Source organism: Flammeovirgaceae bacterium (assembly GCA_015180985.1).
Lineage (GTDB): Bacteria > Bacteroidota > Bacteroidia > Cytophagales > Cyclobacteriaceae > UBA2336.
Genome location: CP054185.1, coordinates 1,191,810 through 1,213,474 on the forward strand (window position 1 = coordinate 1,191,810; position 21,665 = coordinate 1,213,474).

General features: G+C 46.9%; 21 protein-coding genes. 11 read left to right on the forward strand and 10 right to left on the reverse strand.

Annotation, left to right across the window (positions count from 1 at the left end):
• Positions 1 to 46 precede the first annotated feature (46 nt).
• The 3 genes from HRU69_05670 to HRU69_05680 are packed head-to-tail and all read right to left on the reverse strand — an operon-like array spanning position 47 to position 3,749.
• Positions 47 to 856, reverse strand: coding sequence for a zinc-dependent peptidase (locus HRU69_05670; protein ID QOI97010.1), 810 nt, complete (start codon positions 854 to 856; stop codon positions 47 to 49).
• Positions 857 to 864: 8 nt separating this feature from the next.
• On the reverse strand, positions 865 to 2,421 hold the full coding sequence (locus tag HRU69_05675) for a glycine--tRNA ligase (GenBank protein QOI97011.1): 1,557 nt from the start codon (positions 2,419 to 2,421) through the stop codon (positions 865 to 867).
• Between the two features lie 41 nt (positions 2,422 to 2,462).
• Positions 2,463 to 3,749 carry a HAMP domain-containing histidine kinase gene (locus HRU69_05680; GenBank protein QOI97012.1) on the reverse strand — a complete coding sequence of 429 codons (1,287 nt, stop codon included), beginning with the start codon at positions 3,747 to 3,749 and terminating at the stop codon, positions 2,463 to 2,465.
• Positions 3,750 to 3,911: 162 nt separating this feature from the next.
• Between HRU69_05680 and HRU69_05685 the strand changes: the two genes are divergently transcribed.
• Together HRU69_05685 and HRU69_05690 are read left to right on the forward strand one after the other, a co-directional pair.
• Positions 3,912 to 4,775 carry a universal stress protein gene (locus HRU69_05685; protein QOI97013.1) on the forward strand — a complete coding sequence of 288 codons (864 nt, stop codon included), beginning with the start codon at positions 3,912 to 3,914 and terminating at the stop codon, positions 4,773 to 4,775.
• A complete protein-coding gene (locus HRU69_05690) occupies positions 4,768 to 6,006 on the forward strand; it encodes a cation:proton antiporter (GenBank protein ID QOI97014.1) in 1,239 nt (412 codons plus the stop codon). The genes HRU69_05685 and HRU69_05690 overlap by 8 nt, the downstream gene beginning before the upstream one ends.
• A 3-nt stretch (positions 6,007 to 6,009) precedes the next feature.
• Here HRU69_05690 and HRU69_05695 read toward each other — a convergent pair whose 3' ends face one another.
• Both HRU69_05695 and mazG read right to left on the reverse strand, forming a co-directional pair.
• Positions 6,010 to 6,345: an SdpI family protein gene (locus tag HRU69_05695; protein ID QOI97015.1), complete on the reverse strand. Its 336-nt coding sequence runs from the start codon at positions 6,343 to 6,345 to the stop codon at positions 6,010 to 6,012.
• 209 nt (positions 6,346 to 6,554) lie between these two features.
• Positions 6,555 to 7,367, reverse strand: a complete 813-nt coding sequence (mazG, locus tag HRU69_05700) for a nucleoside triphosphate pyrophosphohydrolase (protein QOI97016.1) — start codon at positions 7,365 to 7,367, stop codon at positions 6,555 to 6,557.
• A gap of 79 nt (positions 7,368 to 7,446) precedes the next feature.
• On the opposite strand from mazG, the gene HRU69_05705 reads away from it, so the two are divergent.
• Genes HRU69_05705 through HRU69_05715 form a run of 3 tightly spaced genes read left to right on the forward strand, consistent with a single transcriptional unit; the run spans position 7,447 to position 10,289 of the window.
• A complete protein-coding gene (locus tag HRU69_05705) occupies positions 7,447 to 7,683 on the forward strand; it encodes a hypothetical protein (protein QOI97017.1) in 237 nt (78 codons plus the stop codon).
• A gap of 45 nt (positions 7,684 to 7,728) precedes the next feature.
• Entirely contained in the window at positions 7,729 to 9,117 is a 1,389-nt protein-coding gene (gene glmM, locus HRU69_05710) for a phosphoglucosamine mutase (protein ID QOI97018.1), read from the forward strand.
• A gap of 32 nt (positions 9,118 to 9,149) precedes the next feature.
• Positions 9,150 to 10,289 carry a cysteine desulfurase gene (locus HRU69_05715; GenBank protein ID QOI97019.1) on the forward strand — a complete coding sequence of 380 codons (1,140 nt, stop codon included), beginning with the start codon at positions 9,150 to 9,152 and terminating at the stop codon, positions 10,287 to 10,289.
• On the opposite strand, the gene HRU69_05720 is transcribed toward HRU69_05715, so the two are convergent.
• On the reverse strand, positions 10,290 to 11,585 hold the full coding sequence (locus HRU69_05720) for an acetyl-CoA hydrolase/transferase family protein (GenBank protein ID QOI97020.1): 1,296 nt from the start codon (positions 11,583 to 11,585) through the stop codon (positions 10,290 to 10,292).
• A gap of 83 nt (positions 11,586 to 11,668) precedes the next feature.
• On the opposite strand from HRU69_05720, the gene HRU69_05725 reads away from it, so the two are divergent.
• The 3 genes from HRU69_05725 (at position 11,669) to HRU69_05735 (ending at position 13,608) form a co-directional block, all read left to right on the forward strand.
• Positions 11,669 to 12,463: a DUF2520 domain-containing protein gene (locus tag HRU69_05725; GenBank protein QOI97021.1), complete on the forward strand. Its 795-nt coding sequence runs from the start codon at positions 11,669 to 11,671 to the stop codon at positions 12,461 to 12,463.
• Positions 12,464 to 12,722: 259 nt separating this feature from the next.
• Complete coding sequence (locus HRU69_05730; GenBank protein ID QOI97022.1) at positions 12,723 to 12,896, forward strand: hypothetical protein; 174 nt, start codon at positions 12,723 to 12,725, stop codon at positions 12,894 to 12,896.
• Between the two features lie 79 nt (positions 12,897 to 12,975).
• A complete protein-coding gene (locus HRU69_05735; GenBank protein QOI97023.1) occupies positions 12,976 to 13,608 on the forward strand; it encodes a hypothetical protein in 633 nt (210 codons plus the stop codon).
• A gap of 118 nt (positions 13,609 to 13,726) precedes the next feature.
• On the opposite strand, the gene HRU69_05740 is transcribed toward HRU69_05735, so the two are convergent.
• Together HRU69_05740 and rho are read right to left on the reverse strand one after the other, a co-directional pair.
• Positions 13,727 to 14,878, reverse strand: coding sequence for an ATP-binding protein (locus HRU69_05740; GenBank protein ID QOI97024.1), 1,152 nt, complete (start codon positions 14,876 to 14,878; stop codon positions 13,727 to 13,729).
• 215 nt (positions 14,879 to 15,093) lie between these two features.
• On the reverse strand, positions 15,094 to 16,644 hold the full coding sequence (gene rho, locus HRU69_05745) for a transcription termination factor Rho (GenBank protein QOI97025.1): 1,551 nt from the start codon (positions 16,642 to 16,644) through the stop codon (positions 15,094 to 15,096).
• Positions 16,645 to 16,919: 275 nt separating this feature from the next.
• Here rho and serS point away from each other — a divergent pair, with 275 nt between their 5' ends.
• The 3 genes from serS to HRU69_05760 all read left to right on the forward strand — a co-directional run bounded on the left by serS (position 16,920) and on the right by HRU69_05760 (position 20,990).
• The gene (gene serS, locus HRU69_05750; protein ID QOI97026.1) at positions 16,920 to 18,194 is read left to right on the forward strand and encodes a serine--tRNA ligase; all 1,275 of its coding nucleotides are present in this window, start codon (positions 16,920 to 16,922) and stop codon (positions 18,192 to 18,194) included.
• 90 nt (positions 18,195 to 18,284) lie between these two features.
• Positions 18,285 to 20,420, forward strand: a complete 2,136-nt coding sequence (locus tag HRU69_05755; GenBank protein QOI97027.1) for a S9 family peptidase — start codon at positions 18,285 to 18,287, stop codon at positions 20,418 to 20,420.
• Positions 20,421 to 20,507: 87 nt separating this feature from the next.
• On the forward strand, positions 20,508 to 20,990 hold the full coding sequence (locus HRU69_05760; protein ID QOI97028.1) for a GNAT family N-acetyltransferase: 483 nt from the start codon (positions 20,508 to 20,510) through the stop codon (positions 20,988 to 20,990).
• Here the strand turns inward: HRU69_05760 and HRU69_05765 are convergent.
• Together HRU69_05765 and HRU69_05770 are read right to left on the reverse strand one after the other, a co-directional pair.
• Positions 20,987 to 21,268: a hypothetical protein gene (locus HRU69_05765; protein ID QOI97029.1), complete on the reverse strand. Its 282-nt coding sequence runs from the start codon at positions 21,266 to 21,268 to the stop codon at positions 20,987 to 20,989. The two genes, HRU69_05760 and HRU69_05765, sit on opposite strands and share 4 nt — an antisense overlap.
• A 70-nt stretch (positions 21,269 to 21,338) precedes the next feature.
• Complete coding sequence (locus HRU69_05770) at positions 21,339 to 21,635, reverse strand: DUF4286 family protein (protein QOI98839.1); 297 nt, start codon at positions 21,633 to 21,635, stop codon at positions 21,339 to 21,341.
• Positions 21,636 to 21,665: the final 30 nt, after the last annotated feature.

A 21,665-nucleotide genomic window follows, 5' to 3' on the forward strand; every position in this document is an offset into this window, starting at 1 on the left:
GCAATAAAGGTTTCAAAACTAAGGATTTTTAAACGAGGAGGTTAGGTTATTTCTGATCACCGGTTAATACCAGCGGATCCTGGTTAAGCAGTTTGGCCAGTACTTCATAAAGCTGGGGCAGGGCCGTTTTAAATTCCTGCGGGCGTTCAAAAAAATTTTCAACGGCTACCGAAAAAAATTCATGTTCATTGGTGCAGGCATAGGGCCTGAAGAAAAGCAATTCCGGATCGGCCTCATGACAGATACGGTATGCATACGCATCAAACTTGTTGAGTAACTCCTCATCAAAAAACCGGTATTCATCATTGCGAATCAGGTTTTCCAGGCGCAGGGCATGGGCCAGTTCGTGCAGGCCTACGTTAATGGCATCGGTAGGATGAACCAGGTAGCCATCCACAAAACTTTTCCACGACAGTACAATCAGATGATAGGCGGGGTTTACCTCTCCTTTATGGAAGCGCTTGGTAATGGAAGAATAATAGTTATCCGGATAGATAACGATGCCGATAAAGTGCTGCAGGTAAACACGAGGCAGGCCGAACGTGAGTTGCACCGCACAGGCGCTGATCATCACCTTCATCTCATCGGTTACGGTGTCGAACTGGCGGGGTATCCATTTTTTCGAAAGGATAAAATAGAGCAGTTTTTGTTCGAATGAATGGCGATTTCCGGAAGATAGCTTTTTATAGTATGGAAAATATCTGTTCAGTATGTCACGGTATCCGGCCGGAAAGGGTAAAACGGCCGAACGCAGGGGTGCAGCCGCCCGGCCAGCCGCCCGGTAGGCCTCTTCAACCTGTGTGCGATATTGATAGATAATGGATACAACACCAACCAAAATGATGATGGTAATCATTGGTTGTTTTAAATCTTTTTCAGAATGGTGTTAATAGAACATGCCTCGGTGAGTTTCGCTTTCAAGGCAGCGACCGGAATCCGTTCCTGTTGCAGGGTGTCGCGATTGCGAATGGTAACGGTGTCATCCTGCAAGGTTTGGTGATCAATGGTAATGCAATACGGTGTGCCGATGGCATCCTGCCTGCGGTACCTGCGCCCGATGGTGTCTTTGTCTTCGTAGTAACACCGAAGGTCAAACTTCAGGTCATTCATAATGGCTTGTGCTTTTTCGGGCAGGCCGTCCTTCTTCACCAGGGGCAATACCGCCACTTTATTCGGAGCAAGTGCCGGAGGTATGCGCAGCACAACCCGCTCTCCGCCTTCTTCGCCATCGCGGGTAACCCTTTCTTCTTTGTAGGCGGTTGACAGCACCGCAAGGAACATCCGGTCTAACCCTATGGAGGTTTCAATTACATAGGGTATATAACTTTGATTGGTTTCCGGATCAAAATACTGAAGTTTTTTACCGGAGAATTTTTCGTGATTTTTTAAATCGAAATCGGTGCGCGAGTGTATTCCTTCAAGTTCCTTAAAGCCCATCGGGAAGTTAAACTGGATGTCGCAGGCGGCATTTGCGTAGTGGGCCAGGTTGAGGTGGTCGTGGAAGCGGTAGTTAGGGTCACCCAGTCCCAGCGCTTTGTGCCAGCGCATCCGTTTTTCTTTCCAGAATTCATACCATTGCATCTCTTCGCCCGGCTTTACAAAAAACTGCATTTCCATCTGCTCGAACTCGCGCATGCGGAAGATGAATTGCCGGGCAATGATTTCGTTGCGGAAGGCTTTACCGATTTGTGCAATGCCGAACGGGATTTTCATCCGGCCGGTTTTCTGCACGTTTAAGAAGTTTACAAAAATGCCTTGGGCGGTTTCGGGCCGCAGGTAAATTTTATTGGCGTCTTCGGCCAGCGAACCCATTTCGGTGGAGAACATCAGGTTAAACTGCCGCACGTCCGTCCAGTTGCGTGAGCCTGATACCGGATCGGCAATCTCCAGATCGATGATTAATTGTTTGAGTTCAGTCAGATCAGATTTTTCCATGGCCGCCTTAAGCCGTTCGTTGAAAGCATCGGCTTTCTTTTGGTTTTCAACCACCCGCGGGTTGGTGGTTACAAACATCTGCCGATCGAATGATTCGCCAAACCGTTTGGCGGCTTTTTCAACTTCTTTTTCAATTTTCTCTTCCAGTTTGGCAATGCCGTCTTCAATCAACGTATCGGCACGGTACCTTTTTTTCGAATCCTTGTTGTCAATCAGCGGATCATTAAAGGCATCCACGTGGCCGGAGGCCTTCCAGGTGGTGGGGTGCATAAAAATAGCGGCATCAATACCCACAATATTCTCATGCAGCATGGTCATGAACTTCCACCAGTACTCCTTAATGTTGTTTTTCAGCTCGGCTCCGTTCTGGCCGTAGTCATACACTGCGCTCAGACCATCATAAATCTCGCTGGAAGGAAAAATAAACCCATACTCTTTGGAATGGGAGATGATGTTCTTAAAAAGGTTGTCCTCTTGGCTTGCCATAAGGACGCAAATATAAGACTTGGCCGAAGAACGAAAGGAGGTTACCCTTCCACCTGCCGTACAGGCAATGTAACCGAGAAGGTGCTTCCCTGGCGGGGTACCGAGTGGAGTTGCACAGAGCCCGACAGTTTGCCGACCGTTTCTTTTACGATATAAAGGCCAAGTCCTGAACCCTGCGATGACTCGTTGCCGCGGTAAAACATATCGAACACCCGTTTTTGAATTTCGGGAGCAATGCCCTGCCCGTTGTCTTCAATGTGGAAGGAGAATGAATCCTGGGTAACCTGGTGATAAAGCCTGATGTGCCGTTGCTCTTTACGGTAATCGTGGTACCGGATGGCGTTGCTGAGCAGGTTGGTTAAAACCACACGAAGCCTCCGTACATCGTTTTCAATGGTCAGCGATTCGGGCAATTCGTTGATAAACCGGATGCCCTGTGCTTCGGTGCTGTATCGGAGCGATTCCCAAACCTCTTGCGCAAGCTGGTGCATGTTGATTGTTTCGAAAGCAATTTTCAGCCGGTTGTTCCGGGAATAATCGGTTATATCTTTAATAAAACTATCAAGCGATTTAACCCGTGCATTCATCATGCCGAGGTACTTGCGTACTTCCTCCGGATTGGGGTTGTTAACAGACAAGTTTATCAATCCGCTTACGGAAGCCAACGGAGCGCGCAGATCATGCGAGGTGCTGTACACAAACCGGTCGAGTTCTTCATTGACTTTCTGAAGCAGGCGGTTGCTTTCGCGCAGGTCCCGGCCATATTGGTGGTTGATGCTGATCATCAGGTAAACGGCAACCAGCGTGGATGGAAATGCAAACGAAAAATTAATGGCGATGCTCATTTGAATGCCCTCCTCAGAGTAATCGCGGTAAGGCAACAACGTAAAGTCCGTTCCGAAAGAAATAGCAAAAAGAAGGAAGCTGAAGGTGCCGAAGGCAAGCGCAATGTTACGCTGGTTGTAATTGAAAACAGCAAAGGCACCAATGGCCACCGGAATGAAATACACAAACGCTCCGGTTGCATTGCTTTCGCTTGAAGCAAGCAGAAAAACCAGCACATTAAGCGTTGGAAACAAGAAGTAGTTGGCTACGCAGTGATCGCCAATCCGATGGAGGTATAATACAATAGTTAGCATGCCCAACGCACCAACATATAATGGAGTTACTATAAGTACTCCAAAGTAAACATCAAGTATCAGGTAAATTGAAATGACTACCATAGCCAGCAGGGCGAACTGTCCGGAAAGCATTACTTGCCGGTATTCACCCCACGATTCGATGTACGTGTTTTTGCCGATTATGAAATTGCGGATGGCGCGCTTCATACTTTTTAACATGCTGCAAAAGTACCGGGCTGTTTCCAGTGGGATGAACGGTTCTTGGGCCGGATATAAGGGATGCAAGATTTTATGCAGCTTTTACTAAAACCGTAAAATGGCCTTTATTCAGCCTGTTTTGGAAGGTAAAAAGCCTTATTTTGTCGGTCTATGAGGTCGGTTTTTAAGCGTATAGGCTTGGCGGTTGCCTTTTCTCCGCGTATTGAAGCGCTGCTGGCTGAGGCAACCCGGCTTAAGCGGCTTTGGGGTTCTGAACTGGTGCTTATTCATATTGGCGAGAAAGATGAAAGTGGCAGCCAGCGGATGAGTGCCTTGGTTCAGCAGGTTGGGCTTCAGCCGGATGAAGTGCGTGTTTTCTGGGAATCGGGCAAGCCTGCAAAAACCATTCTGCAGGTGTGCAAACGAGAAGGCATTGATTTGCTGATTGCCGGGGCCCTGAAGAAGGAAAACGTGCTTCAATTTTATCTTGGATCGATCGCACGTAAAATTTTACGCAAAGCCGATTGTTCGGTGCTGATGCTCATTGAGCCATCCGTTGAAGAAAAAGGATTTAAAAACATTGTGGTAAATGCCGATGATGACAGCCCGTACATGATGCAGGCGCTTCGCCTGGCTTTTAAAATCGGCATGCTCGAAAAGGCAACCTGGCTGCATATTGTGCGCAAATTAAAACTGTATGGTTTCCTTTCGGCAGCCGAACAGTACTCCGAAAGAGAATACGAATTGAACAGAAATAATCTTGTGCAATCCGAAATTGAGGATGTACAGCAACTCATCAGCACCATTCCGCACGAAGGAATTAAAGTGAACATCAAACTGGTATCGGGCAAGTCCGGTTTTGAGTTAACACAATTTGCACAGCGTAAACATGCCGATCTGCTGGTAATCGGGGGCTCGCCCATGCGGCTTTCTATTCTCGATCGGGTTTTCCCTAACGATCTGGAGTATATTTTTTCTGACCTGCCCTGCAACATGTTAATTGTTCATCCCGGAAAGGAGGAGGCTTATGAATAAACTCACTCAAATGGAAGTTATGGGCCTCCTTCTCCAATTGGGCGTTATGCTCATAGCCGGGCGGATTTTTGCCGAAGGGGCCAGGAAGTTTAAGCAACCCGCGGTAGTTGGCGAAATCCTGGCTGGTATTATCCTGGGCCCCACTATTCTGGGCATGATTTCGCCTGAAAGTTTTCACTGGTTATTTCCGTTAGGTGCCTCATCCATTGCGCTTGATGGATTTGTACAGGTGGCTGTGGTGATGCTGCTGTTCATTGCCGGGCTTGAAGTTGACCTGCACATTGTGTGGCAGCAGGGTAAGCAGGCTATGTTTACCAGTTTGTTTGGCCTGATTGTGCCGTTTTTTACAGGCTTTGCCTTTCCGTATTTATTTCCTGATTTCTTTGGTTATGCCGATGAAGGCAAACGGCTTGCCTTTGCGTTGTTCATGGGTACGTCAATGGCTATTACTGCGTTGCCCGTCATTGCGCGTATTTTAATGGACCTGAATATCTTCAAGTCGCGCATCGGCATGTTGATCATTTCATCGGCTATGATTAACGACCTGATCGGCTGGCTTATATTCTCGGTGGTGCTGGCCATGATCGGCAAGGGCCATCAAAACATCAGCATCTGGTACACCATTATGCTTACCGTGGGGTTCACGGCATTAATGCTCACCTTAGGCCGGGGTATTATTAACCGCACCTTGCCGTGGGTAAATAAACGACTGGCCTGGCCGGGCGGGTTGCTTTCACTGTCGCTGGCTTTTTGTTTTATCGCAGCTGCTTTTACCGAATACATTGGCATCCATGCTATTTTCGGAGCATTTATACTTGGTGTTGCCCTGGGCGACTCCGAACACATGAGCGAACGGGCCAAAGAAATTATTCACCAGTTTATCAACAATATTTTTGCCCCGCTGTTTTTTGTAGCCATCGGGCTAAAGGTAAACTTTCTTGTAAATTTTGATTTCTGGTTAACGCTGGTCATTCTTATCATCGCTTTTACCGGTAAAATTATAGGCAGCGGCTTGGGTTCCCGACTCGGTGGCTTTAAATGGAATGAATCGCTGGCGGCCGGTTTTGGCATGAATGCGCGGGGAGCCATGGAAATCATCCTGGGATTGATTGCCCTTGAAAATGGATTAATTAACGAAAAGGTTTTTGTTTCGCTGGTTATTATGGCACTGGTTACCAGTATTACCAGCGGGCCGTTGATGAAATGGAGTTTGAGCCGGAAGTGGAAGTAGGTATCAGGTAAACCCTTTTTTATTCAATTGAATTTCTGTAAGCGGAATAACGGCAAGTAAAGCTACCGACAAAAAGATGGCCGAGACGATGATGGCTGATTTGAAGGTCATTAAGGAATAGGTGATAACCTGAACCAAGCAAGTCAACCCTGAAACAATAACCAAGGCATAGCTGCTGTACCGGTTGGCGAAATCCCACGCCTCCTGGCTGCGCATTGAGCGGGGTGTACGGTAGCCGTACCAATGGTTTATTTTCTTGGGAGGAAACTGTTTAAATAAAAACGACAATACCAGCATTAGTGGTCCCAGCATGAGGTGCATCCATAGGGTTTTGCTCATAAGTTTAACTGATAATCCGTAAAGATACCTAAGACGAATATGCTCCCGGGCCGCAAGGCCCCGTATACTCATCCAACGCTGTGCCCAATCCGCACCTGCCCGGGCAGTCCAAAGATTGGCCAAGGCGTTGTCTGAGTATACTGAAAATAAAACTCACATTCAAATAGTTTGTAAAGTAAAGTGGTATGATTGCGGACTATCAAATAAGTTTATAATGTTTTTGCCTTTTCCCAATAGATATCCATCTCGGCCAACGTCATTTCACCCAGTTTCTTTCCGTCTTTAGCCGATTCGTTTTCAAGATACTGAAAACGCTGAATGAATTTTTTGTTCGTCCGTTCCAGCGCTTCTTCCGGATCAATGTTTATAAATCGGGCATAGTTCACCAGCGAAAAAAGTAAATCACCAAACTCAGCCGTTGCTTTTTCTTTGTTGATTTTTTCAGGTTCTACTGCGTTAAATTCCTTTTTGAATTCGCGCATCTCTTCCTCCACCTTTTCCCAAACCTGCTCCTTTTTCTCCCAGTCGAATCCAACGCCCCGGGCTTTGTCTTGTATGCGGATGGCTTTTACCATGGCCGGCAACGATTTGGGCACACCCTCCAATACCGACTTGTTGCCTCCTTTAAGTTTCAATTTTTCCCAATTGGCTTTTACGGTTTCTTCATCGGTGGCCACTACATCGCCATATACATGCGGGTGGCGTTCAATCAGCTTATCGCAGATGGCATTCATTACATCGGCTATATCAAAAGCGCCTTTTTCTGAAGCAATCCGCGCATAGAATACGTTGTGCAGCATTAAATCGCCCAGCTCCTTTTTTATTTCCTCCAGATTACCGTCCAGAATGAAATCCGAAAGTTCATAGGTTTCTTCAATGGTTAAATGGCGCAGGCTTTCCATGGTTTGCTTTTTATCCCACGGACAGTTTTCGCGCAGTTCATCCATAACGGTAAGCAACCTGTCAAACGCTTTCAGTTTGGCCTGGCGGTTTAAATCGGGTTTTACGGGCGGTTTTTTCATGAATTTTGAACGTAATGGTGAGCAACCCTGTTATCTTTGCGCAAGGTAAAAAATCACCTACGCTTTACGATACAATTACATGACTGTTCTGCTCTTATCCATTGGTATTCTCGCCCTTTTTTTTGTGCTGATGTCTGTGCGGCTTTTCCTTGTAAAGGATGGCGAGTTTAAAGGAACGTGTGCATCGCAAAGCCCGTGGCTGAACAAAGAAGGCGCTACCTGCGGGTATTGCGGAAAAACGCTAACCGCTACGGATACCGCCTGCGGGAACCCGGAAAGTAAAGCCGAACCGCTGCCACGGGTTAAGAAGAAGTAGATTCCGGTTTATTTCTATTTTTGATTCAATCAATCTCTTACTTGCGTGTCGTTAATCAAATCGATTTCGGGTATTCGCGGAACCATTGGCGGTAAGCCCGGTGAAAATTTAACTCCGGTTGATGTTGTAAAGTTTGCAGCCGCGTTTGGCGAGTGGATTATTTCGCGCAAAGGCCGCAAGGTGGTGATTGGCCGCGATGCACGCCTGTCGGGCGAAATGGTCAGTTCGCTGGTGTGCTCAACGTTGCAAGGCCTGGGGCTTGATGTAATTGATCTCGGATTATCCACCACGCCAACGGTAGAGATTGCCGTTCCGCTTGAAAAGGCAGGCGGTGGCATAATCCTTACGGCCAGCCATAATCCGATACAGTGGAATGCACTGAAGTTGTTGAATGAAAAGGGTGAGTTTATCTCAGCCGAGGACGGTACACAGGTTTTAAAACTGGCTGAAGAAGAAAATTTTTCGTTTGCCGAGGTTACTAAACTGGGGAGCTACTCCCGCAACAACAAGTACATTAACAGGCACATCGAACTTATACTGAAAAGCAAGTGGGTGGATACAAAGGCCATTAAGAAGGCCGGGTTTAAAATTGCGATTGATGCCGTTAACTCAACCGGTGGTATTGCCGTACCGCTGTTACTGAAAAAACTTGGGGTGAAAAAGGTTGTGGAATTGTACTGTAAACCAAACGGAAAATTTCCGCATAACCCCGAGCCGCTTCCGGAAAACATTACCGAAATCTGCCGCGTGGTGAAGAAGCAAAAATGCGATCTGGGCATTGTGGTTGACCCGGATGTTGACCGGCTTGCGCTGGTGCAGGAAGACGGCAAGCCGTTTGGCGAAGAGTACACGCTGGTGGCGGTGGCAGATTATATCCTGCGCAAGAAAAGAACCAACACTGTTTCAAATTTGTCCTCTACACGTGCCCTTCGGGATATTACCGAAAAGGCAGGGGGCCACTACACAGCCGCAGCCGTAGGTGAAGTGAATGTGGTGCAGGCCATGAAGCAAACAAAGGCGTTGATTGGTGGCGAGGGAAATGGAGGCGTCATCTTTCCTGAACTGCACTACGGGCGCGATGCGCTGATGGGAATAGCCTTGTTTTTAACACACCTGGCGAAGTCGAAGATGAAAGCCTCGGAGTTGCGAAAAACGTATCCGGATTACGTCATATCAAAAAACAAAATTGAACTTACTGCGGGCATTGATGTGGATGCAATCCTCGAAGCCATCAGGCGCAAATACAATCACGAAAAAATCAATACGGCTGATGGCGTTAAAATTGATTTTGAAAACACCCGGGAGTGGATTCATCTGCGCAAGTCGAATACTGAGCCGATCATTCGCATCTATGCCGAATCGCAAAATTCAACAAAAGCGGATACCTTGGCCCAACGAATAATTTCGGATATCCGGGCTTTGATTTCGGGCTAAGTATTTAATTTTACATCAAAATCATTCAGACAGTGCGCATCTACCTCGATAACGCTGCCACTACCCCGCTCGACCCGGAAGTGTTTGAGGCCATGAAGCCTTTCATGCTCGAAGATTACGGCAACCCGTCATCCACCCATGCGCACGGCCGCAAAGTGCGGGCAGCCATTGAAACCGCGCGTAAAAAAGTGGCCGAGTTGATGAACTGTACCCCAGGCGAAATCATTTTCACCTCAGGCGGCACCGAAGCTGATAACGCCATTCTGGTTTGTGCAGCCGAAACCTTCAACATCAAACACCTGATTTCATCACCTATTGAACATCATGCGGTAACCCATACCTGTGAAACGATTGCCTCTAAAGGCGATCTGGAGTTGCACATGGTTAAACTGGATGAGAAGGGTCATGTTGATCTGAATGATTTGGAAGCCCTGTTGAAGAAATACCCCAATGCGATGGTGTCGCTCATGCATGCCAACAATGAAATCGGCAACCTGCTCGACATTCAAACCGTGGGCGATTTGTGCGAGCAGCACGGGGCCTTTTTTCATTCCGATACCGTGCAAACCGTGGGTCATTACCGTCATGATATGAAGCAACTGAAGGTATGCGGCATGACGGCCGGGGCACACAAATTTCACGGGCCGAAAGGCGTGGGCTTTATGTACATCCGCAAAGACAAAAAAATTCATTCATTCATTCATGGCGGTGCGCAGGAGCGCAACATGCGGGGAGGAACGGAAAATGTTTACGGTATCATCGGCCTGGCCAAAGCACTCGAGATTGCGTACCGCGATATGGATGACCATGTACGGCACATTACTTCATTAAAATCGCGTATGGTTGAAAAGCTGAAAGAGCATATTCCGGGTGTGCTGTTCAATGGCGACTCGGCTAATCTGGAACGCAGCCTGTACACGGTTTTAAATGTAAGCTTGCCGGAAACAGACGACAGCAATCTGCTGCTGTTCAATCTTGATTTGCACGGGGTTTCGGCTTCAGGCGGCAGCGCCTGTTCCAGCGGGGCATCAACCGGCTCGCATGTGTTGGCAGCACTGTATCCGGAATCAAAACGGGCAGCCGTACGGTTTAGCTTCAGCAAATACAATACTTTTGAAGAAGTTGATTACGCGGTAAACACGCTGGCCGAACTATTTAAGGTGGAGGCCTGATCAACTCACTGCATATACGTTGCTTCCAAACCGTTTGATGATTTCCTGCTCCAGCGACTCGCGGTGATTGGGGTGGGCAATGCGCATCAGCGCGTATGCACGTTGGCGTAAATTTTTTCCATACAGGTAAGCCACCCCGTATTCGGTAACCACATAATGAACATGGGCACGGGTGGTAACCACACCGGCTCCTTGTTTCAGGTAAGGAACAATTTTGGTAGCTCCTTTTTTAGTAACCGATGCCATCGCAATGATGGGTTTACCTCCTTCGGATAGGGACGCTCCGCGGATGAAATCCATTTGCCCGCCCACACCGGAATACTGGTACGTACCGATGGAATCGGCACATACCTGACCGGTCAGGTCAATTTCAATGGCGCTGTTAATGGCTACCACTTTCGGGTTGGTGCGGATAATGCGACCGTCATTTACATACTCGGCTTCCAGAAAAGCAAACTGGGGGTTGTCGTCTATAAACGAGTACAAGTGGTGTGAGCCGATGGCAAACGAAGTAACTGTTTTTCCGCGGTGCTTCTTTTTGTACTTGTTGGTGATTACACCTTTTTTGATCAGGTCAATCACACCGTTGGAAAACATTTCGGTATGAACACCCAAATCTTTGCAATGGGTTAAACTTTCCAGTACAGCATCGGGTATGGCGCCAATACCCATTTGCAACGTGCTCCGGTCTTCAACCAGCTCGGCCACATACGTACCAATGGTCCGGTCGCATTCGGTGATTTGCGTGGCATAGTTAACTTCCGGCAGGTCATCATCCGTTTCAACCAGTGTATGAATCTTGTGAATATCAATAAATCCATCGCCATGGGTGCGGGGCATTTTCGGGTTTACCTGGGCGATGATGTGTTTGGCATACTTGGCGGCTGCGCGGGCTACATCAACCGATACTCCCAGTGAACATAATCCGTGTTTATCCGGAGGCGATACATGCAGCAGGGCTACATCCAGCGGAAGGATGTCTTTTTCAAAAAGTTTTGAAATCTCGCTGAGGAATATCGGTACATAATTTCCACGGCCCGAATTGATGGCCCCCCGGATGTTTTCAGAAACAAACAGCGAGTTGATGTAAAAACTATCGGCATATTCGGGTTTGGCCAGCTCCAGTTCGCCCAGCGTGCTCACGGCAACCAGCTCTACATTTCGTAATTCGTGCGCCCTTTTGGTAAGCGCCCTCAGCAACAATTGGGGTGTTGCCGCGCTGCCGTGAACAAACACCCGGTTATTGGATTGAATTATTTTTACGGCTTCGCGGGCGGATACGATACGGGGATACATACATTTAATTTATCGCTCGAAATAATATACCAAGTTAAGGCGACTGCATGATAAACGTCAGGTAATTCTCTAATTTTAATCGCATGAGTTTGTCGGTATCGTTTGCGGGGGCAGGCAACCTGGCGTGGCACCTGGCGCCTGTTTTGGATAATGCCGGTTACCCGGTGCGGGAGGTGTATAGCCGCAATCCGCAACATGCTCAACAATTGGTAGCAAGGCTATACGATGGTGAGGTAAAAGCATCACTTGATTTTTCGACCAGTCCATCGCAGGTGTTTATCCTGGCGGTTGCCGATGATGCCATTGAGCAGGTGGCTCGTGAAATTATATTGCCCGATGGCGCCCTGTTGCTGCACACATCAGGCAGTCAGCCGCTGGATAAACTTTCTTATGCAGCCGCGTCAGGCACGGGTGTTTTCTACCCGCTGCAGAGTTTTACCAAAGGGGTTAAAGTGGATTTCAGGCAGGTGCCTGTTTTTATTGAAGGCGATTCAGCTGAAGTTGAACGCGAACTGATGAAGATGGCGGGGGCCATCAGCAGGCAGGTTTTTCGACTTGATTCAGAAAAACGGCTGGCCCTGCACCTGGCAGCGGTTTTTGCTTCCAACTTTACCAACTACATGCTCACCCTGGCGCATGATGCAACTCAAAAGCATCAGTTGGATTACAACTGGTTAAAACCGCTGATAGCTGAAACCATTAACAAAACATTTCAGGTCGGCCCGGAACAATCGCAGACAGGCCCGGCCAGGCGTGGCGATTTTGAAACACTCGATCGGCACATGAAGTTGCTTCAGGAAGATTCGCAGGTGGCCGAACTGTACCGGCTAATCAGCCAACAGCTTGTGGACCGGTATGGTGAAGAGACGGAGGAATAGTAACGTTATGCCATTGAAGAAGGATAACGGATGAAGCTAATGACAGGTTACTGCAAACAGTTGGAAATATGGTCTATGTAATTGTACTGACTTTTACTACACTTTTGTTAACCGGTTATTTTCTTTTCCGGGTAAAAAATTTACAAAGGACTGCGACTAAATTAAACAGGACACTACCACATAAATGGGGGGGTGTATTGATTTAATAGTGCATGCTGCATTAAGTTGGAGGCATGTTTAACTTAAATCCATAAAAATTATGAAAACATTAAGTTTAGAGAAAATGGAAGGGGTTGAGGGTGGTATGCCAACTATAGATATATGCGGTATTTTAGCATGGGCAGTTCTTGTTTCAAACGACATACCATTTGGCACTGTTGAAGCTGTTATCATTTTTGAACTTGCTTATAATTCTTGTTTATACCAATATTGACATTATCAAGCAAGATCGTTGGTTATAGGTTTAGCAACTTAAATCTATGTACCCACATTCATTTTAAGACCTTTGATTTATGGGAAGATTTATTTTTAACCTGCTTATTATTTTACTTATATACACAGTAGCCCCCGCCCAAACCACAATTGATTTTATCTCCAGCTATAACAACCATATAGATCCGTTCGGCAAATTGGACAGCATTAAAATTTTGAAGATGAAAATCATCGCTGAAATAAAATACACGATGAATTCTCAATATGCTGAAATGAAATCGGAGCAGGTGTGCGAATTTTTTGCTGACGCCCCCCGTAATTGCAGTTATACAAACGGAAAAAAAATAAGTTATTGGGATATGTTTCCTGTTCCAATCGAGTTTAACGGCAATGGAATCAAGCATCAGTTAAATTATGTTTTAAGTGAAGAGTCCATTCCGTGGTTGTTGAAATCTAAGACTGATTCAATAGTTGTAATCGAAAAACAGGTTAGTGCTGCTACGAAGCATATTTTAACTTTTGACAGAAAGTCATTGAATTTATTGCAGCAATCAACTGTGGCTGAAGAACGGGACTACATTGGCTATACCAATTTCATCAGCTACCAAAATATTCATGGTATTGTCGTTCCTAAAGAAGCAGCACTGGAGCTAAAGTTTGCCAATAATGTTGCAAAGGCAATAGTGCGTTATGAGGAGGTTGAGTTTCAGTAGTCTGCTATAAAAAACATTCAACAGATTTCTCCATTGGCTAATCAAATCATTGACAATTGACTCTATCAATTCATTAATAACAAAAGCTCCTGGCTGTTACGTGTGCCTGAATTAACAATTACATGTTTGAGAGAAAGGCATCTAATGAGCATACGGTTATCCCTTTTTCTGCCGGAAACGAGATGCCTGTACCGGGTATAATGATGCTGGCTTGCTTCACACCCAAGTCTGCCATACTGTTCAACAGGCTTTTGCTTACCCTGGGTTCACTGCCTATTTTTATTTCCACAATATGCATGGGCTTGTTATAGCGGGCAATCACCAGGTCTGCCTCGGTGCCGCCTTGCGTGCGGTAGTGGTAAAAGTTGTTATCACCCTCATAGTGATTCACGATTTGCTCGATCACATATCCCTCCCATGAGAATCCGGCCTTGGGATTAGCCAACAGGTCTTTCGTTTGACTGATGCCTAGTAAATGATGCAGCATCCCACTATCGCGAATATAAACTTTAGGAGATTTTACAATCCGCTTCTTTACGTTTGTGGCATAGGGTGGTAAAAAGCGGATCAGGTATGCATACGATAAACAATCCAATATATTACTCACCGTTGGTACGGAAACACCCAATGCCTTGGCGTACTCACTTTTGTTTAGTATTTGTCCCTGGTTATACGCCAGCATTTGAAACAACCGTGTAATCATCAGCGCAGGTGAAGCCAGACCCAAAGCGGGTAAATCCCTTTCTACATACGTGCGTAAAAACGAAGCGTGCCAGGTATTCCACAGGGCAACAGTTTTTTGCTTCAATGCTTCGGGATAACCGCCCCGCAACCAGTGTTTTTCATAGCCGATGGAGGGATACACTTCGCTTATCAGTAAAGGGGAGAGTTCTTTGAACACAATCCTTCCTGCCAGGGTTTCTGAACTCTTCTTCAGTAAATCAGGGCTTGTGGAGCCTAATAATAAAAAACGTCCGGCTTTTCTGCGGGCGTCAATTTCAGCCCTGAGCGCGGGAAAAAGTTCGGGCATCCGTTGAACCTCGTCAATTACCACCAATGCGTTCCTGTAGTTTTCAAAGAAAAATTTAGGGTTTTGCAGTGCATTGAAATCATCACGGTCCTCCAGATCTAAGTACACCGTATTTTTTGTTTTAGCCATAATGGTTTTGGCAAGGGTGGTTTTGCCCACTTGCCGGGGGCCGAGCAACGCAACAGACGGAAATGCAGCAATAAGTTTTCGCATGCTTTCTTCTATGTTTCTCGTAAACATAATAGTGCAAATTTAAAATTTTATTTTAAAATTGCACTGTTCATTTTGAAGAATGTATTAGCGTCAATTTTGATTGGCTGGAAGGCAGTTGCTTATTCAGCAACGTACTGCAGTTAAAAGTGGCAATCAGCAGGAGACAATACTTAATAAAAAAAAAATCAGCCAACAGATTGCTCCGTTGGCTGATTGATTCACTAATGATTGTCTATTGAGGATTATCCGTTCATGGATAATAAAAACTCTTCGTTGTTGCGTGTTCCTTTCATCTTCGACTGCAGGAACTCCATAGCTTCGATGGAATTCATGTCGGCCATAAACTTGCGCAATATCCAAACGCGCTGCAGTTCTTCTTCTTTCATAAGCAAATCCTCGCGCCTGGTGCCCGATGCCGGCACATCAATGGAAGGATAAATCCTGCGGTTGGAAAGTTTGCGGTCGAGTTGTAATTCCATATTACCGGTACCTTTAAATTCCTCAAAAATCACCTCGTCCATTTTCGAGCCGGTGTCAATCAGGGCCGTAGCGATAATGGTTAGCGAACCGCCATTTTCAATATTCCGCGCGGCACCGAAAAAGCGCTTGGGTTTGTGCAGTGCGTTGGCATCCACACCACCGGAAAGAATTTTTCCGGATGAGGGCACCACGGTATTGTGCGCACGAGCCAAACGAGTAATGGAGTCGAGTAAAATAACCACATCGTGGCCACACTCCACCATGCGCTTTGCTTTTTCCAGCACAATGCTCGCCACCTTAACGTGGCGCTCGGCCTGCTCATCGAAAGTAGAGGCAATCACCTCGGCTTTTACGCTGCGGGCCATGTCGGTAACTTCTTCAGGCCGTTCATCAATCAGCAACACAATCAGGTAAACTTCCGGATGGTTTTCGGCAATCGCGTTGGCTATGTTTTTCAGCAGCACGGTTTTACCGGTCTTCGGCTGGGCCACGATCATCCCGCGCTGGCCTTTACCGATGGGGGCGAACAAATCCAGAATCCGAGTCGACATATTATCCGGAGTTGTGCTGAGTTTAAGCTTCTCTTCAGGGAAGAGCGGGGTAAGGTATTCAAATGCAACCCGGTCCCGGATTTCTTCTGTTGTTTTTCCGTTTACCGACTCAACCTTCAGCAGGGCAAAGTACTTCTCGCCTTCTTTCGGAGGCCGGATGGTTCCCTTTACCGTATCGCCTGTTTTGAGGCCGAAAAGTTTTATCTGAGAAGGGGATACGTAAATATCATCCGGACTGGCCAGGTAGTTATAATCAGATGAGCGCAGGAAGCCATAGCCATCTTGCATAATTTCCAAAACGCCTTCGTTGGCGATAACGCCATCAAAATCTTTAATGTTGATTTTTGCGACCGGTTGCCGCTCCTCGCGGTTAACAGCGGCAACGCCTTCTGTTTCAGGCATTGGCATCGGTTCACTAACAGCAACCGGAATTGGTTTGGGTTCAGCCGGTTCATCACCGAAGCTGGTAACTGTAGAATCGAAACTAACATTGAGTGAATCAATCAGCTCGTCAGCTGACAATTCTTTTTCCGGCTTCGGGGCTACATTTTCGCGCCTGCGGGGTCGCAGGGTGCGTCCTTCAGCCGTTACAGTAGAGGATTTTTTGATTCCGGGTGCTTCGCCTGTAATGGCCTGCTGGTCGAGGATTTTATAGACAAGCTCCTGTTTGGAAAGTTTTTTGGCGTTTTTAACGCCCATTTGTTCGGCTATATCTTTCAATTCAGAAAGCAGCCTGACATTTAAGTCATCAATGGTGTACATGTTGGGAAATAAAAAAAGTTGCTGTGTGGTTTACGTTCTATAGGTTGTTATCAGATTAGTTCTGAAACGAGTTCAATACGAATCACAAGTGAAGAATAATCAGTAAGGAAAAGCGATTTATATGTTTAGTCGGGCGCTGGAGTGCCCGTTTGACCCTGCAAGTATAGGCCAAATTTACACACAAACAAATAGGCGGGTATAATTTGTTCGTTTAAAACCTGTATGGTTCGGTCAAAAACCTAATTTTACACCTCCGTATTTTATCTGTTACCATTATGCTTCAGGTTTCTGTTATACGTGAACAACGCGATGCCGTGATTGCCGGCCTGGCCAAGCGTGGGTTAAAAGAGGCTGCTGCCATGGTTGATAAGGCCGTTGAACTGGACCAGCTGCGAAAGCAAACCCAGCAAAAAGCCGATGACCTGAAGGCCCGTTCGAATGCCAAAGCAAAACGGATTGGTGAACTGATGAAATCGGGCCAGACAGATGAAGCTGCCAAACTGCGTGCTGCTGTAACCGCTGATAAGGAAACGCTGAAGAAACTGGAAGAGGAACTTGCCGCTTACGAAGAACAACTTAAACAGCATCTTTATAAAATACCCAATGTGCCGGCAACCCGGGTACCGGCAGGCGGAGGGCCTGACGATAACCTGAACGTTCACCAACACGGCACCATACCCCAACTACCCGGTGATGCGTTGCCGCATTGGGAGTTAATAAAGAAGTATGACATCATTGATTTTGAACTGGGTAACAAAATCAGTGGCGCGGGTTTTCCGGTGTACAAGGGCAAAGGCGCAAAACTGCAACGGGCACTGATAAGTTTTTTCCTAGATCAAGCCGAAAAAGCCGGCTATCGCGAAATGATGCCTCCCATTGTGGTAAATGAAGCGTCAGGGTATGGAACGGGCCAGCTTCCGGATAAGGAAGGGCAGATGTACCACATCACCGTTGACAACCTTTATCTGATTCCAACTGCCGAAGTGCCTATTACCAACCTGTACCGCGATATGATCTTGAATGAAGACGATCTGCCGGTGCTGAATGTTGGCTACACTCCGTGCTTCCGAAGGGAAGCCGGAAGCTGGGGTGCCCATGTGCGGGGCTTAAACCGGTTGCACCAATTCGATAAAGTTGAAATTGTACAGATCAGAAAACCCGAAGAATCGTATCAGGCCCTGGACGAGATGTGTGCCTATGTACAAGTCCTTCTCGAAAAACTGGAACTGCCGTACCGTAAATTGTTGCTTTGCGGTGGCGATATGGGTTTTAACTCAGCCATGACGTTCGACATGGAAGTATTTGCGGCCGCCCAGCAACGCTGGCTCGAAGTGAGTTCGGTAAGCAACTTCGAAACCTACCAGGCCAACCGGCTTAAACTTCGGTATAAGAGTAAAGAAGGGAAAATTCAGTTGCTGCACACGCTCAATGGCAGTGCGCTGGCGTTACCGCGCATTGTGGCGGGCATCCTTGAAAACAACCAAACCGGCAAGGGCATAAAGGTACCGCCCGTACTCGTTCCTTACACCGGATTTGACCTGATTAACTGAGTTTATTACACCACCCAGCCACTTATCACAAGTTGACCGGGTGCGATCGGGCTTGTTTAGTAAACTTGTATTGAATTAAGTTTATCGATCATGAAAATAAAAGGCCACTATTTATTGCTGCTACTTGTTTGGGCTGCCTGTAACCGCGAGCAAAAGGTTTCGCTGGTTTACCCGGAAACCCGAAAAGTTGATACCGTAGATACCTATTTTGGAACACCAGTACCTGATCCCTATCGCTGGCTGGAAAATGATACAGCCAACGAAACAGCCGGCTGGGTAGCCCGGCAAAACGAAGTAACCTTCGGCTATCTCAATAACATTACGTACCGCGATAAAATCCGCAGGCGGCTGGACGAGTTGCAGAATTACGAGCGCATCAGCGCACCGGTAAAACACGGGGATTACTATTATTACTCACGCAACTCCGGTTTGCAAAACCATAATGTGCAGTACCGTAAAAAAGGAGAAGACGGAGCTGAGGAGTTGTTTCTTGATCCCAACACCTTTTCGGCCGATGGTACAACGGCACTGGCCGGCATGTTTTTCAGCAATGACGGTTCGCTGGTAACCATGCTTATCCAGGAAGGCGGTTCCGACTGGCGCAAAGCCGTAACCCTGCGGGCCAGCGATAAAACTGTTATTGGTGATACGCTTACCGACATGAAATTTACCGGCATTGCCTGGAAAGGCAACGATGGGTTTTATTATTCACGGTACGATAATCCAAAAGGGAACAAACTTTTTTCGCAGGTAAATTTTAACAAGGTGTGTTACCATAAACTCAATACCCCGCAAACCACCGATAAGGTAATTTACGATGGCGGTGCACAGCAACCCCAGCGGAGGGCGGGTGCCTATTTAACCGAAGATGAACGGTACCTGATTCTTACCACCAGCATCAGCACCACCGGCAACGAACTGTATATACAGGATTTGAACGACCCGAAAGGGAAGCTCATTCCATCCGTAACCAACTTTGAAAACAACCACAGTGTTATTGATAATGATGGCCCGCGCCTCATTATTCGCACCAACCTCAATGCCCCGAACGGACGCATTGTTGAGGTAAATGCCACAAATCCGGCACCCGAAAACTGGAAAGATATTGTAAAGGAAACCCCGGAGCCGATACAAAGTGTAAGTACGGCAGGGCGCAAATTATTTGTTGCGTATTTAAAGGATGCTAAAAGCCAAATCAAACAGTTTGATAACAAAGGAAATTTCGAGCGCGAAGTAGAACTACCGGCCATTGGTACAGCCGGTGGTTTTGGCGGCCGGTGGACCGACACCGATGTGTACTATTCGTTCACTTCGTTTACCTACCCGGCCACCATCTTTAAATACAATATTGTTTCCGGTAAATCAACCGAATACGCCAGACCAAAAGTTGCCTTCAATCCGGATCACTACGAAACCAAACAGATTTTTTACCAGAGTAAGGATGGTACAAAAATCCCCATGTTTATTGTTCACAAAAAAGGCATTGCGCTGAACGGGAAAAATCCAACCTGGTTGTATGCTTATGGCGGATTTAACATCAGCCTCACGCCTTCATTCAGCGCATCGCGCATGGTGTGGCTTGAAAACGGAGGCGTCTATGCGCAACCCAACCTGCGTGGAGGGGGTGAATATGGCGAGCAATGGCACCTGGCCGGCACGAAAATGAACAAGCAAAATGTGTTTGATGACTTTATTGCTGCCGGTGAATACCTTATTGCAGAGAAATACACAGCAAGCGATAAACTGGCTATTGCCGGTGGTTCAAACGGGGGTCTTTTGGTAGGCGCCACCATGACACAACGCCCCGATTTGGCGAAGGTGGCTTTTCCGGCAGTAGGGGTAATGGATATGCTGCGCTACCACAAGTTTACCGTAGGTGCTGCATGGGCTTATGATTACGGCACAGCCGATGACTCGAAAGAGATGTTTGAATACCTGCGCAGGTACTCACCAATCCATGCGCTCAGGCCCGGAACGGCCTATCCGGCAACATTGGTTACTACAGCCGACCATGACGACCGCGTGGTGCCGGCTCACTCCTTTAAATTTGCGGCCACGCTTCAGGCGTGCCAGGCGGCAAATAATCCGGTACTGATTCGGGTAGATGTAAAGTCTGGCCACGGTTCATCCAATTTGTCGAAGGCGCTTGATGTAACGGCCGATCAATACGCCTTTGCCTGGTACACCATGGGAGTGGTGCCGCCTTTGGCTAAGGAAGATATGTGATGGATATAGGCCAACTGATACTGCCAGCATTAGTGGGAGTACACCGTTAGTCATTCTAACTTCGCAATTACGCAATTAAATAGTGTTATGTCGGTAATTGTCCGTATCGGAATTGAATCTGATCTTCCAGGTGTGCTTGAACTGATTAAAGAACTGGCAACTTACGAACGCGCACCACATGAAGTAACCAACACGGTTGAATTGATGGAACAGGATGGATTCGGAGCTAAACCCATCTATGGCTTTTTTGTGGCCGAAGTAAATAATCGGCTTGTGGGTGTTTCAATTTACTACTGGCGCTACTCCACCTGGAAGGGCAAGCGCCTATACCTGGAAGACATTGTAGTGACCGAGTCGGAACGCGGAAAGGGCATTGGTAAAAAACTGTTTGACCGCACCCTGCAGCATGCGCTGGATGAAAATTGTACCGGCATCATGTGGCAGGTACTTGATTGGAATGAGCCTGCTATAAACTTTTATAAGAAGTTTTACAACCCAAAGATGGATGAAGAATGGATTAACTGCAGTTTGGAGCGTGAGCAGATTGAAACGCTATTGAACAAATCTTAAACACCCACCTCAACAATTGCCCGGAGCGGAATCCCGTGGCCTCCGTGTACCTCAACGTAGTCGTCCTCCAGGTCAATCAGGTCTGACACCACCTCCACCACTTCGCCAGTGGCCAGTTTAACGAACAGGCTGATGGATTCGTGGTCGGCATTGGTAAGCGCCATGGCTGTTTTGAGTTTGTGTTCCCGCTCAAACTTGTCCTCAAAAGAGGTAAGCACTTCTTCAGCAGCAAAATGAAGTGAGCGGATTTCTTCGAGTGAAACTTTTCGGGCATTCATACTACACAGGGTTAAGTGAAACATGAAACCCATACGGGTATTTATAAAACAAGGCAACCGCACGGCCGGTTCATACCTCTTCCAGCAAGGTGCGAAAAGCTACGTGTTTAAACTTCTGTTTATGCTCCTCAATTAATGCCGGTGCAAATTTTTCAAGGTACTGCACCACATTTTCCAGCGAGTGGGCCTGGTATTGCACACTGTACGATAGGGTGCCGTCCTCGTTATCATGAAGTACTTTGTAAATCTTTCCTGATACAAACATGCCTGTATTCAGTACTTGCTGCATGTGCGATTCTTTCATCCACTTCAGCCAGGCAACTTCATCAGCCTGGTCAATACCTACAGTAACATTATAAAGAAACATGCTTATCGGATAGTTGATCAGAATCATTAA